Source organism: Bradyrhizobium sp. sBnM-33 (assembly GCF_032917945.1).
Classification (GTDB): Bacteria; Pseudomonadota; Alphaproteobacteria; order Rhizobiales; family Xanthobacteraceae; genus Bradyrhizobium.
In genome coordinates, this window is record NZ_CP136624.1 from 3,815,809 (window position 1) to 3,829,344 (window position 13,536).

Annotated in this window: 12 protein-coding genes and 1 pseudogene; 5 read left to right on the forward strand and 8 right to left on the reverse strand. The window is 59.7% G+C overall.

Annotation, left to right across the window (positions count from 1 at the left end):
* Window positions 1–104 precede the first annotated feature (104 nt).
* The 4 genes from RX328_RS17440 to RX328_RS17455 all read left to right on the forward strand — a co-directional run bounded on the left by RX328_RS17440 (window position 105) and on the right by RX328_RS17455 (window position 3,044).
* Complete coding sequence (locus RX328_RS17440; protein ID WP_213255334.1) at window positions 105–1,211, forward strand: PilN domain-containing protein; 1,107 nt, start codon at window positions 105–107, stop codon at window positions 1,209–1,211.
* Complete coding sequence (gene gspM, locus RX328_RS17445) at window positions 1,208–1,780, forward strand: type II secretion system protein GspM (protein ID WP_213255331.1); 573 nt, start codon at window positions 1,208–1,210, stop codon at window positions 1,778–1,780. Before RX328_RS17440 ends, gspM begins: the two co-directional genes overlap by 4 nt.
* A gap of 137 nt (window positions 1,781–1,917) precedes the next feature.
* A complete protein-coding gene (locus tag RX328_RS17450) occupies window positions 1,918–2,421 on the forward strand; it encodes a hypothetical protein (RefSeq protein ID WP_213255328.1) in 504 nt (167 codons plus the stop codon).
* Entirely contained in the window at window positions 2,418–3,044 is a 627-nt protein-coding gene (locus tag RX328_RS17455) for a prepilin peptidase (protein WP_213255325.1), read from the forward strand. Before RX328_RS17450 ends, RX328_RS17455 begins: the two co-directional genes overlap by 4 nt.
* Window positions 3,045–3,774: 730 nt before the next feature.
* Here RX328_RS17455 and RX328_RS17460 read toward each other — a convergent pair.
* Window positions 3,775–4,008, reverse strand: a complete 234-nt coding sequence (locus RX328_RS17460) for a hypothetical protein (protein ID WP_213255322.1) — start codon at window positions 4,006–4,008, stop codon at window positions 3,775–3,777.
* Window positions 4,009–5,837: 1,829 nt separating this feature from the next.
* On the opposite strand from RX328_RS17460, the gene RX328_RS43705 reads away from it, so the two are divergent.
* The gene (locus tag RX328_RS43705) at window positions 5,838–6,041 is read left to right on the forward strand and encodes a type II secretion system protein GspG (protein ID WP_213255319.1); all 204 of its coding nucleotides are present in this window, start codon (window positions 5,838–5,840) and stop codon (window positions 6,039–6,041) included.
* A 40-nt stretch (window positions 6,042–6,081) separates the two neighbouring features.
* Here RX328_RS43705 and RX328_RS43710 read toward each other — a convergent pair whose 3' ends face one another.
* The 7 genes and pseudogenes from RX328_RS43710 to RX328_RS17490 form a co-directional block, all read right to left on the reverse strand.
* Window positions 6,082–6,333 carry a sugar nucleotide-binding protein gene (locus RX328_RS43710; protein ID WP_410734064.1) on the reverse strand — a complete coding sequence of 84 codons (252 nt, stop codon included), beginning with the start codon at window positions 6,331–6,333 and terminating at the stop codon, window positions 6,082–6,084.
* Window positions 6,237–6,845 (reverse strand): sugar nucleotide-binding protein, encoded by a 609-nt coding sequence (locus RX328_RS17465; RefSeq protein WP_317258757.1) that lies wholly within the window; start codon window positions 6,843–6,845, stop codon window positions 6,237–6,239. The genes RX328_RS43710 and RX328_RS17465 overlap by 97 nt, the downstream gene beginning before the upstream one ends.
* 25 nt (window positions 6,846–6,870) lie before the next feature.
* On the reverse strand, window positions 6,871–8,892 hold the full coding sequence (locus RX328_RS17470; RefSeq protein WP_317258758.1) for a family 16 glycosylhydrolase: 2,022 nt from the start codon (window positions 8,890–8,892) through the stop codon (window positions 6,871–6,873).
* 1,245 nt (window positions 8,893–10,137) lie between these two features.
* Window positions 10,138–10,281, reverse strand: a pseudogene (locus RX328_RS17475) (PEPxxWA-CTERM sorting domain-containing protein); the annotation flags it as partial.
* A 444-nt stretch (window positions 10,282–10,725) separates the two neighbouring features.
* Complete coding sequence (istB, locus tag RX328_RS17480; RefSeq protein WP_214494615.1) at window positions 10,726–11,529, reverse strand: IS21-like element helper ATPase IstB; 804 nt, start codon at window positions 11,527–11,529, stop codon at window positions 10,726–10,728.
* A 14-nt stretch (window positions 11,530–11,543) separates the two neighbouring features.
* Entirely contained in the window at window positions 11,544–13,055 is a 1,512-nt protein-coding gene (istA, locus tag RX328_RS17485; protein ID WP_317258694.1) for an IS21 family transposase, read from the reverse strand.
* A 159-nt stretch (window positions 13,056–13,214) separates the two neighbouring features.
* Window positions 13,215–13,502 carry a hypothetical protein gene (locus RX328_RS17490; RefSeq protein ID WP_317258759.1) on the reverse strand — a complete coding sequence of 96 codons (288 nt, stop codon included), beginning with the start codon at window positions 13,500–13,502 and terminating at the stop codon, window positions 13,215–13,217.
* Between the last annotated feature and the right edge of the window lie 34 nt (window positions 13,503–13,536).

The window sequence follows — 13,536 nt, forward strand, 5'->3', positions numbered from 1 at the left end:
TGATAGGGATGCCCGAAGGCCCGCGTCCGTTACCCTTCGTAAAGAATTAGTAAATAGGCTCACTTGATTCGAACGGAATGGATTGATCCAGGACATCCGAGCCTATGGCTTACGTATCGGCATCCCGATCCGGCGTATCGCAGCTTGTGAACGCGAATTGGCAGCGATTTGCGCGCTGGTGGCTATTGGGCCTGAAGGAGGTCATTCCAGCGGCGTGGCTGGACTGGGCTGATGGTGAAGCCAAGCCGAAAGTAATGCTTTGGCACGATGCTGATGCCGTGGTTTGCCGGTTGAAGTTAGCCACGGGTTTGGAAGAAGTCCGATTAGCGGCCGCCCGCTTCGATGCGGCTATGCTCGCCACCTGGCTGGGGGAAAATGGCCTCAGTCGCGATGAGGTGAGGGTCGGTCCGGTTATCTCCCGCGAATTATTTTTCTTGCGAGAGCTGAGCGTGCCGAAGGCCGCTCTGGAGGCGTTGCCCAGGATTTTGGATCAGGAAGTGCTACGGCGCACACCGTTTACGCTTTCCGACATCTGGCACGACGCATCCGCCGTGGGCGATGGCACCAACGACATCATGGCAATGTGCCACTGGATCATTCGCAGGGATCGCGCGGAAACGGCGCTGGCACAGCTTGGCCTGAAGAATGGTGACATTGATTTTCTAGCGGTGGCCGTCGCCAATGGCGATGCGGTTCCTGTCATCACCTTTCGCACTGCAGATGATGAAGACCCGCCTTGGGCCGCCCGCGCGATCAGGCTGCTGGCGGTAGCTGCACTTGTTGCGTCGCTCACCGGTGTCGCTGTGTTCGAATGGAGGCAGGCCAGCGTTGCCGCCGAGCTCGAGGCCTCGCTTGCCGAAGCGCGCCAGGGCGCGCATAACGGTCGTGACGGCATCGATCCTTTGGGCCGGCTAGTCGCGATGAAGGCCGACGTCAGCGTGCTCGAGGTCTGGGACGAACTATCACGCATCCTTCCCGATCATACCTTCCTAACGGAATGGCACATGGCCGATGGCAAGGTGACGCTATCAGGATTTTCGTCCGATGCTGCGCGGTTGGTCCGAATCATCGATCAGTCGCCTCTGTTCGCCGGTGCGGCGCTAACCGCGCCGATCACGCCTGATGTTGCCGAACACAAAGACCGCTTCAGCATCAGCTTCAAGGTGAGGGGCGGGCGAGCGGCTACGAGCACGAGGAGTGCCTCGCAATGATCGCGGCAATTCCTGAGAAGATGCCGCGCCGCGCGGCATTTTTGGCGTTCAATATTGTACTCGTGCTCTTCATTGTGATGTTTTTGCTGGCGCCGGTTTTGACCCACTTTGTCAGCCGCAGCGAGGAGATTTCAGAAAGTGCGGCACAGCTGGCGCATTTTCGCAAGATCATGCGCAGCGCAAGCACGCCGGCCAACAAGTCTTCGCAAGACGGCGATCCGTTTCTAGCTGGCACCGAGGAACGCATTGTCAGCGCCGACCTGCAAGCCAGCCTGAAGGCAATCGCCACTAATGCGGGCGTCAACCTGCTGGCTATTCGCGGCCTGCAGGGCAGCCGCTCCCAGCAATTGCGCATGGTTGCAGTCAGCGTGGAGCTGGAGGGCTCTATGTCAGCGCTGCGCAACATGGTCGTTGCCATAGAAAACCAGACGCCATTCCTGTTCGTCGCGGCGGCCTCCGTTCGCAGTGTCAGCGAGGGCGACGACGGCCCGATTCGCGCGGAACTGAAGGTGCAAGGGGCGATGCGTGACCGCGGGCCGTCCGGCGCGACAGAGGCGGGTTCGAAATGAGCGGGCGCCGGCTTATTTCCTCCTTGGGGGGAGCGTGGATCGTCTCACCCCCTGCCACGCCAGGCTCTGTCGCAACTCCGCGAAGATTTGCAGCGTCCTGGACGGCGGCACTGCTTGGCCGAACCGAACTTCCTGGCATGGGTGAGCTGAGGGAGCTGCGTCCCGCGACGCGGGCTCTTCTGGCCGGCCTTTCCGGTTGGATCGTCCTGGTTTTCCTGATCACTGTGGCAGCCGTGGTATCGGTGGAGATATCTGCCGTTACCCTGCCGGAATGGCTAAGCGCGCCTTCTTCCTCCGCCCGCGGCGCTGTGGCGCGGTCACCGGCGAGTTTTGAGAATATCGTCCAGCGTCCATTGTTCTCGCGCAGCCGACAGGGCCTGACCCTGGCTTCGGTCCCGGTGGCGGCCCCTCCGCCAACGCCGTCCACCCTCGACCAAGATATCACGCTGAAAGGGGTGTTTATCAGCGGTCCGCTGGCCAAGGCCTTCCTGCTGTCTTCGCAAAATCCGTTGGGCGCATGGGTTAAGGCCGACGAGGAGCTCTCTGGCTGGAAGGTCGTGGCTGTCCGGCCCGATCAGGTCATCCTGCAGGGGCAAGGCGAAAAGCGGATCCTGCTGCTCCATGCCGGCGGCGCCAAATGATCCTCGCCCTGCGCAAGACCACCGGCCGAACCGGCCGCTTCCTCGGACGGGCCCTGGCCTGGCGAGCGCCTGACCGACAGCATGCCGTTGTCGCCTGGGGGCTGGTAGCCGGCGCTGCGTGGCTTGCAGTTGGCTTGCCGGGTGATCCCGCTTGGCCCGAGGCCGCACTCGCGGGGTTCTACCTCGTGACTATCCTGGCGGCGATCTGTGCGATCGATGCGCGCTACGGGATCATTCCCGATAGCCTTGTCGCCGCCCTGGCAGCGGGCGGCCTACTCCAGACCTATCTTGCCGGGCAAGCGGGGCTTTTGGAACGGGGTTTTGAGGTGGTCGCGGTCTTTGCGGCGGCGGCGCTGTTTCGCGCTTCCTACCGCTGGATAAGAGGATTTGACGGGCTCGGGTTCGGGGACGTCAAATTCGTCGCGGCGGCCGCGCTCTGGATCGGTATCGCGGGGGTGCCGGTCCTTCTTTTGATGGCTGTCCTGTCAGCCCTGCTCAGCCTGCTGATTATGCGGGCGGAGGGATACAAATTGGACGGCCAGCAGGCGATCTCGTTTGGACCGCATCTGGCCGTTGCCCTCTGGCTGACGTGGATAGCAGGTCCGCTGCCATTTGGCCTCTGAGGCGCGGCCGCTCCAAACGGGACCGAGCGAATTGGCTCCGTTCTGTCAAAATTGGTCGTCTCCGTTGCTTTATCGTGCAGATGTGTAAACGGAAGCCGCAGGAACCAAGATTGAGAGCAAATTAGCCACCGGCTGTCCCGGCGCGGAAAGCCGAATGAAACGTGCTGCGCTTCAGCGCGAATTCTCAATCGTTTTGGCGTTTTGTCGTATTCTGTTAGCTCAGCAGGGAGATATCTGCTCCGGAGGCTGATAGGAGGGTGCGATGAAATTCATGATCATGGTGTTCATCGTCTTGTCGATGAGTGGAGCGTCTTTGGCGGACAACGCCACTAGTCGATTCAAAATTGAAAATGGCCGGATCATTGTCGCGCAGAGTTATTGCAGGATGTGTCTTGACAGCGCCACGGCATGCCGCCTCGCCTGCAATGGCGCGGGAACCTGCATTCAAGCATGCGATGACAGGTTGAGAGATTGTCGTGAACAAAATTGCGGGTCGCGATATCGATAGCAACTCTCCATCGAGCGCGATTTCTATGAGGTCGTGCTGACGGGAGAAATCAGTCTGCGCTGATTTGTCTTTTTCCTCGCAGATGCTGAATTGTTTGGGCGATAAGAATTCCAGCCGCTCCGCCGGCTATCTTCTCCAGCGCATCGATCAATGTGCCATGACGGTCGGATGTCAGTGTCTGCGCAATTTCCAATAGCGCGGCCCCGCCGAGGACGATGCAACTCACAAGCAGAAGACGTTTGGGTAGGCGAAAGTAAATAGGGCGCCGAAGAACGCGAACGCGAGTACGTGCTCGAAATGCACATAAATGCGCATTTCCGGTCGGCTCAACAACGGCGCAAGCTTGAAATAGATCGAGTAGACGAGGCCTACACCCGTCAACGTCGCGTAGGCGATCGCGATGGTGGCGATCCATGCGGCTGCCATGATTAGCCTGGTGGTGTTCTTTGGGTACATGCGGGACTTCTGCAATGGCGTTAAGTGCAAGGCGAGCGAATAGGCGGTTTACGTTACTGCCGGAACGGGGCTAACTGCAGCTTAAGCCGTGTTATTCAGCCGCTGAATCGTTTCGACCACGATCGGTGCGAGCTGGGCATGTTTGGTAAACGGGGCTTCAAATCACCAGGGACATTGCGATAGGTCCGGTTAGACGGTTCCCAATCAATTTCCGCCAGAGTCGCAACCGGCCGAGAGCGCTTTTCAAACCGCTGACGCCGAACACGTCTCACCGCCGACGGAGTCTGTCGATGTTGCCAAGGGTTTTGCGTAACGGAATTCTGGCTCTATCCGCGGTTCTGCTCGCAGTTTCGCTTTTGCCGGATGCTTCGTGGGCGCGAAGCGGGTTTTATCCGGCCCCTTACGGCTCTGGATTACATCGGCCCACTTACCGGCCCTTCATCGTGGGTCTAGGGCTCGGTTTCGGCTATGGCTATTACGGTTATCCTCTGGATGATTCTTTCGACTATCCTTACGGCTACGGCGAGTATGCCGAATACGGCCCGTGGGCGTATCGCGGATATGTCGGCAGCAGCTGTTTCTTGACGCAGAGGCGCCTGGGGACGGCTTATGGCCCGCGTTGGCGAACGGTCAGAGTGTGCAACTGAATGAGTCCTCGCTTCAACAGGCCGCGAGCGCGGACGTCAGATCCCAGTAATTGTATCTATCGTCGCTCTCATGCCTGGATGATTAGCTGCCGAACGTCCAAGCCAATCCTGCCAACAATAACCAAGACCATCCCAACATCGTCACAGCAATGGCAAACAGGTAGATGAGCTTAATGACGTGAGGGCTCACGACCTTCCTTCCCCGCGAACTGATCGACGTGGGACAAGTGCTTCGCATTAGATTGAGTTCTTGCTACCGCCTCACGCAGCTTGAGAAGCTCGGCATAGCGGACACCCAGCGTTTTGGTTGTCTTTGGCGCTTCGAGCTTATTCCCTGTCTTACCTGATCTTGGACGTCTCATGCGCCGCTCCCGCCGCCATTATGAAAAAATAAGTCGCTTTTAAGTTGCTTGCCAAAAGAACATAGCAAACCTGATCAATATCGGGATAAATGCTTTGTATTAAGCTTGATAGGCGCTCCAAAGGTTAAGTCTGGAACTTGTAAATCCGTCCCGCTCGTTCGTCTATGACCGGCAAGCCACACTAGCCAATCGAAGTGAGCCTGAACGGAGCCTGAATAAATCCTGTCGAATAAATAACTAAGAATTGCGTGGCGGCGGGGGCCGGATGCGTCGGGGGAAGCGGCATGCATGGCCCTGTCGAGAGGATATTATTGGACGAAGACAGGATTGTGAAAAAACTAAGAAGAAAAAAACCTCGAGGCGGAGCCCAAGGGAAGAATTTGAGCAGCGCGAATTACAGTCATTCGCACGCGTATTAAGGGCCTGAATATTCTCGGGCCCGCGAACACTGTTTGATCACGCACAGGACTCTTCCTGAAAATGACAATAGCGGACAGAATCCCGTTAGCGCTCATCCGATCAAAGTGGAGATCATCACTGACGAGTAAGATGATGAAAACGACCGTCTTGGTATAAGGCATCGGGCCCTTACTGTCGCCGGAGTGGTCTTGGCTCCTAGCCGCTTAAGTCATCGCGAAGGATCTCCAGAATGTTCGGCGTCACGGCAGCGTTTCGCCACTCGCAAAAGGTCTGCCGATTCTGGTTGAGCATGGAGCTGGAAAGCGATGGATCGACATCTATGCCTGCAGTTCGGTCGCGTGTGTGGCCGTAACAGCCATGGCGAAGGCCTCCCACACGGCGCGGACCGGCCCGCGGATTCATGGCGAAACAAGCCAGAGGCGCTACGGTGCAACAGTCCCTATCTCTAGAAGGCCAAGAACCTGCTGGACCCCTGGGACGTCAGTACCAGTACGCCTATCCCGCTTCGAGCGGTGAGTACGAGGTCTATTCCCTCGGTCCGACCGGCAAGGCCAACTCAGCGTCGGCAGCCCAGTCATCGTACATCCGCAGTGCCGGAAGCTAGTCGCGGGTAGCAATAGCAGCGGTCACTCAAGAGAGCTTTTTCATGCTCTCATCGAGAGCTCATCCAGCTCGGTTTCGAGAGCCTTGCGCCAGTCGGGCGTCCGGATGCCGAAAGTCATTTCAAGCCTGGTCACATCCAAGCGCGAATTGAGCGGGCGTGGTGCTTTGGTTGGATAATCCTGACTGGGTATGGCGATCATATCGCGGACGGCAAGTTGAACTCCTCGGCGGCGAAGTCCGTCAACAATGGCGCAGGCGAATCCGTAAAAGCTTGTTTCTCCGCGATTAGACAGGTGAGGGAGACCCTCCGCCTCGTCAAACCACCGCCTGATCGAATCTGCATGAAAGCGCTTCCGGGATGTGGGCGCCGAGAATAAACGTTAGCGTCTCCGCGATGGTTCGTGCGGACGTCGGGGGCGCCGATCTGGTCGGCCACAATTCGCAATTCTGGCTGATCGCGTGCAATTCTCGCGATGGTCTTCAGAAAATACTTGCCCATCGCAGCAAATACCCAGGATGTGCGGATGATCAGGTGGCTGCCACCGGCCGCTCTACGGCAGTCTTTACTCCACCACCTCATTTTCTTCTTTGCGGCGGGGCAGGTGTCTGCGGCGATCCACTTCGCTGTCTCGATCCGCCGTCCGCGCCTTAAAGGGACTAGAGAGAAATTGAAACATTGTTGAACTCTCAGCGATGGGTGACGAGATCGAGGTACACAGCCGCCGATTCTACTCTTACCAAGTTTATTTAGGATGTCGAAGCCGCAGCCGTGAGTGGGTGTTCCGATCGAGGTCGGAACACCCATGATTACGTCACTACAGCGTCTGCATTCAGCCCCACACGTGCCCGAAGTGCTGGTGCTGGTTGGCGCTGAGGTTCTCGAGCTGCTGGTGCTGGTTGCCGCATGAGTTGTCCATCATCGCCGCCAGCTCGGCGGTGGCATCGTTGCCGAGCAGCTCGTTGTCTAACCAGGCCTCGAAGCGGCCGCCGCCCTGGGCTGCGTCGAAATTGGAGATATTGTCCTCCAAATTTTGCATCGTTTGAATGAAGGCCACCGAGGCAAGCGCTGACATTATGTCGGCCAGCATGTGAGCAAGCTGGTGGCCGCCGCCGAAACCGTGGGCAGCGTCGGCGCTCAGCCCCATCTGATCAAAATGTAGATCATTGTGCCAGCCGTGCGAGCCGTGGCCGTGATCGCCGTGATGGTCCACCGCGGCGTTGGCCTGATCGGCTAGCGGGCCATCATCGGCGGCGCCAACGGCCGGAGCAGCGGCTGGCGGGACATCGGCGACGTCAACGGCCGGCGGGACATCATCCGCCGCGACAACAGGCGGAGTGACAGGCGCGCTATCATCCGCGGCGACAACAGGTGGAGTGGCAGGCGCGCTATCATCCGCGGCGACAACAGGCGGAACGGCAGGGGGGCTGTCATCGGCGGCGACAACAGGCGGAGTGGCAGGCGGGACATCATCCGCCGCGACAACAGGCGGAGTGACAGGCGCGCTATCATCCGCGGCGACAACAGGTGGAGTGGCAGGCGGGACATCATCCGCCGCGACAACAGGCGGAGTGACAGGCGCGCTATCATCCGCGGCGACAACAGGTGGAGTGGCAGGCGGGACATCATCCGCCGCGACAACAGGCGGAGTGACAGGCGCGCTATCATCCGCCGCGACAACAGGTGGAGTGGCAGGCGGGCTGTCATCCGCGGCGACAACAGGCGGAACGGCAGGCGGGCTGTCTTCGGCGGCGACAACAGGCGGAGTGGTAGGCGGGCTGTCATCGGCGGCGACAACAGGCGGAACGGCAGGGGGGCTGTCTTCGGCGGCGACAACAGGCGGAACGGCAGGCGGGCTGTCTTCGGCGGCGACAACAGGCGGAGTGGTAGGCGGGCTGTCATCGGCGGCGACAACAGGCGGAGTGACAGGCGGGCTATCATCAGCGGCGACAACAGGCGGAGCAGCAGGCGGGACAACCACATCATTTGTGTGGTCCACCGCAGGGGGCGCCGAACCGTCAAGCGCCGTTGCGCCATACATGCCAGGATCGCGCCCATCAGGAGCCGACACCTGACCCAGCGCCACAGTGGGGTTCGACCCATCTTTTGAATAGGCGCGAATGTAATCGATCTTCATCTGCTCCCCACCAACAGCGCCGGCCTGCGTAGCCAAGTTGGCGATCAGGTATTGCGGGTTGCTGTAGTCTGAAGGCGTAACCTGCGAACCCTTTAACTCACCGTCCACGTAGAAGCTGAGCTTGTCCGCTTCCCAGAGAACACCGTAGGTGTGATACCCGTCCTCGTTGGCTGTCTCGCTGTAGACCTGACGATTTTGCTGCCAAGGAATACCATTCGACGGATCGGTAGTGTGGATGTGGCTATACACGCCGCTATCGTTCTCGCCGTAGTGCTCAACCACGTCCAGTTCCTGCCACGCATCAGGCGTGCCGGGATTAACCTGTTGGTCGGGCAGCATCCAAAAGGCGTCCCACGCGCGCGGGGCATTGCTCAAGTCAGCCCGCATTTCAAAGTAACCTTGCTTCTGCGACCAGTCACCCTCCGTGGTAATCAGCCCAGATTCCATGCTCCCCTGAATACCGGAAGGCGTGACGTCGCCTGTGGCCGTGATGGTCAGTGCGCCACCTTCGACCTTGAACGGATCATAACCTGAGGAAGGATCGACGAACGAGCTATGTCCAAAGCCAACTTCGGCCTTGCCGTCGCTCATAACCCACTGAGTGCGCATATCGGCCCAAGTGGTACCTTCTCCTGTTGCGGAGATGCTGCGAGTGTTAAACTCGTCCGAGAACGTTAGCTTATACCCCGTAAGATCAAGATCCGCCATTTGTTGCATCCCTGTTGTGCTTATGCATCCTGTTGTACATTGGCCGTAGCCATGCGCTGAAGCGATGTACGGAGACGCATCAATCAAAAATGCGGCTCGCCATCGAGGTCTCACGAGCAGAAACGAAGCCGGAATTGGGGCGCGGACAATGACCGCACCGGGGCGACTGAAAGACTATGATGCGATGATATTGTGATGTTGGCCTTCGCGCCGAATGGGCAGCCTTCAAGTCAAAGCATCATTCGTCAGCGGCGCGTTGCGCCGAGCGCACCATGTCAACAAGGGCTATCTCCGGTCAGGAGTGAGGCGCCATCGAGCGCGAACTTCGACGTCGCTCGGCAACCTAGCCCGTGATCGGCACAGGAAGACCCACGGTCACCTCGATCGTTTTTCCAGGGATCACCGCTGTTCGGCCACAGTCTGCGACGCGTCCTCACCCAGCTGAAAGCTTTGCTGCACTCAATCCCTTTCTGGGCCTTTGTCCTGGCTCCGACCGTCAAACCGGCTTCTCAACGGACGACTACCTCGAGCCGTTCGACCTTGGCACTGCAGCTTATCACTGTATATAAGGACAGATCTCAACAGCGCGTCTTACTCCCCAACGCGGCCTCCGCCGGACGGATACACGTTTCGAATCTGCGAATGGAAATGCGATTTAGCGCAGTTTGCGTTAGTATTGGCTCGATTGGAGCCGTGAGCATGACAAGTGAACTTGATAATATCGCGCAACGTAACTCGCCGTGACGCCGGCCTTCCGTGCCTCGATGTAGCGGTGGAACTGAAAAAGCTTGAAGCAATCAGGTTTGAGGCAACTTTCGAACGGGAGATTGAAAGGAATCGCCCGCGGCTGCGTCATGTATGGGCGGATAAAAAGATGAGAGGGCTAAGTCGAATGGGACTATGGAATAAGGCTCGCGCTGAACTGCGCGATAAAATGTCCCAGTGTGTTGTTGGAGAGCACTAAGAAAAAGGCTCACCTCGTTGAGCTTTATATCTTTTGGCTTCGTTCTGTGTTTTGCCGTACGCACAGCGAAATTCCGTGTACGACCATCGATATTGCCGAAGTTACCATGAACTTGGAGGCAAGGTTTGTCGCAGTGCGGATAGCGAGCACATTATCGCCAGCGAAGCAGTGGCTGCTTCGCCAATGTCTATCTGGTGGTACCGACGCAACTTAAACCTGTATCAGTCCTGATGGGCAACATGTTTGTTTGACGTGGAATCGAGCGCGGTTCGGAAAGTCTGTCTTCGGCGCTAGCGATCGGATCGGGCGGTGACATAGATTTCCTGCCGCAGATCGGTGGGGAAGATCGGGTAGGCGAAGAAGCCAACGCTCGCGAAGCCGAGCAGCATCATGGCCCAAGTCGAGGGTTCTGGAACGGCAGCAACGTAGGCGAACTTCGAATTCTACAAGTGGAGATGTGAAGCGGAACGCCGAACGCTGGGGGTGCCATCGGGGTAAGCGGCTGAGCTTGACCACCGGCTGCGGTTTTTAGGCCAGTGCTGCTCGCGCACCAAGGCTAAGCTCTTCTCTGCGACGATCAAGGAAAACGCTCTTATTGCATTCTTTCTTCGTGAGCGTGCGTATTCCGACGATCGCGACCACCCGCTACGACGGATTGTGACCACCCATTCCGATCGATCGCGACCAGTGTGATGGTGCCGTCAGGTGCATTTTCTGATCTCAGTGTTTTGGCTCGACGTCAAGCGCGGTGGAGGCCGTCCCGGTAGTCGACAGGAGGGACCCGCGCGCGCTGCGGAGTGCCCCCACGGCTGACGCAGCAGCGCGCGCGGGAGGTCCCTGTTGACCCACGGGGGCGGCCGGTGGGCTGGCGATGCGCTTCATATTTTTGCTCCCGTGGGCGGCTTGCCGTTGGCTGGCGGTGTGGCCGCGGCCGGCGCCAGCCGTTCCTCGTCGGCTTTGAGCTTGCGCATAGACGGGCCGTCGAGCTCGATCCGATAAGCGTTGTGGACAATACGATCCAGCACGGCGTCGCCGACGGTGGGCTCGCCAATAACCTCGTGCCAAGTTGCCACAGGGAGTTGGCTGGTGATGAGGATGGAGCCGCGGCCATGACGGTCCTCGACGATCTCCATGAGATCGCGCCGCTGACTGGCTGAGAGGCGGTCGGGTCCCCAATCGTCCAATACAAGCAAATCGACCTTGACCAGCATCCGGAACAGTCGCGGGAAGCGGCCGTCGCCATGAGCGAGATCGAGATCAGCGAACAGACGCGGCACGCGCGTGTAGTGGACCGTGTAGCCGTCGCGGCAAGCCTTTTGCGCGAGCGCGCAGGCTAACCACGACTTGCCGATTCCGCACGGGCCGGTGACCAGCAGGCCGCGGTGCTCGGCGATCCAGCGGCAGGTGGCCAACTGTTGGAACAGCGCCTTGTCGAGCCGGCGTGGCGTGCGGTAGTCGACGTCCTCGACCGCGGCTTGGCTGTGCCGCAGCCGGGCGGCGCGCAGTCGGGCCTGGAAGCGACGGGTGCTGCGATAGGCGACCTCGCGGTCGAGCAGCAGAGCCAGCCATTCGGCGTGCGCGAGATTGCGAGCCTCCTCTTGCACCTCGAGCTCGGTGAAGGCTTGCGCCATGCCGTCGAGCTTGAGCGCTCTGAGCTGGTCTAGAGTGGGATGTGAGAGCATCAGTCGTCATCTCCTCAATGGAAGTAGGTCGGGCCACGGATGTTGTCGTGCGCTATCGCTGGCCCGTCCGTGGGCGTTGCGGGCTGCTGGCGATCGAGATTGTTCTTGAGGATCGAGTTGACCGAACTGTAGGAGCGCGCGCCGATCTCGAGCGCGCGGCCGCACGCAGCCTCGAGCCTCTCGCGGCCATATGTCTTGGCAAGCCGCAGGATGCCGACACAGGCGCGGAAGCCTTGCTCGGGATGCGTGCGCTCCCGCAGGATAGTCGCGATCAGTGCCGACGTGCGGCGGCCGATCTCGGCGGCGCTTCGCCGGAGGCGCTCTGGCGTCCAGTCGGCATAGCGCCGGTGGCTCGACGGCATGTGCTCGCGCACCGTCGTATGCTTGCGGTCGGAGGAAGAGCGCACATGGGCGGCAACGCGTTTGCCGCAGTGGAAGACTTCAATCGTGCGCGCCGTGATGCGCGCCCAAACCTTCTCGCGCAGCAATTGGTGCGGCACCGAGTAGTAGTGCTTCTCGATCTCGACGTGGTAGTCGAGCGCGACCCTGCATTCCTTCCATTCGGCAAAGACGTAGGGCTCGGCCGGCAGCGGTTTGAGCGCCGCGCGCTCGATCTCGTCGAACAACGCGCGGCGGCTCGCACCGAGATGGCGCGATACGCGGTTGTTGAGTTGTGCGACAAGCTCGGCGATGGCCACGTTCAATGCGCAGAGCGAGAAGAACTGCCGGTTGCGCAGCTTCGCGACGATAAATCGAGTCGCAATTTGGACCGCAACTTCTACCTTAGCTTTGTCGCGGGCGCGATACGGCCGCGCCGGAACAATGGCGGTGTTGTAGTGAGCCGCCATCTCGGCATAGGTGCGGTTGACCGTCGGCTCATAGAAGCAAGCCTTGGTGACGCCCGAGCGCAGATTGTCGGACACCACCACTGCCGGAACCCCGCCGATGAACGCAAAGGCGCGCGTGTGCGAGCCGATCCAGTCGGACAGGCCCTGCGTCCAGGTGGCCTCCGCATATGTGTAGTTCGTCGCGCCGAGCGAGGCGACGAACAGCTGGGCTGTCAGTACCTCGCCGGTCGAACCATCCATCACCTCAAGCGTCGTGCCGGCGTAATCAACGAACATGCGCTCGCCAGCGACGTGGCTCTGTCGCATAGTCGGCGACAGCCGCGCCGCCCAGGCGCCATAGAGCTCACAGTAGCGGCTGTACCCGTAACCATCCGGGTAGGCCGCGCGATGCTCCTCCCACAATAGCTGCAGCGTCACCCCTGGCCGGCGAAGCTCACGGTGGACCGCCGCCCAGTCTGGCTGCGGTCGACGCTTTGCGCCGACCGTTGGAGGTCGGTAGAGTCGGGCCTCCAGCGCCTCGTCCGTCAGGCCTTCCGGTACCGGCCAGGTGAGGCCGGCGCGGCGTGCCCGCTGGATGCACTCCCCGGCGGCCGTTGCACTCATCCCCAGGCTGGCAGCGATCTTGCGTTTGGACATGCCGGCGGCGGACAGCCGCAGCACGTCGCGAATTTTGCGCATAGGTAATCTCGGTCCTGGCATTTGCCCCCGCTCCTCGTGGAAAGGAGCGAAACCATGCCGATTCGCAGATCACCCAACGGCGCCCGTCACACCCGTCCACAGGCTGGTCGCGATCGCCCGGAATGGGTGGTCGCGATCAATCGGAACGCCTGGTCGCAATCAATCGGTACAGCCGGTCGTGATCAATCGGAACGCCCGGTCGCGATCGCTCGGTACGCGCAGTGAGCGGGCCTTGCGTTCGTAACTTTCCAATTTCTTCAACTGCCCCATTATCATATTGACTTCCACCTGATCATTCAGATTGGCGCAAATCAATTCTCGAATCGTCTGGGCTGTAAAGTTTTTGACCCTTTCAAGTTGAACCTGGCATTCGGCGACGTAACGGGCGGCCTCCATGATCCAACCATCGTTGCTTCCCCTCGCCAAATTTCTCGCAACATGATCCATTCTCAATTGCTCTGAGCGAATCGATCCAATCCTC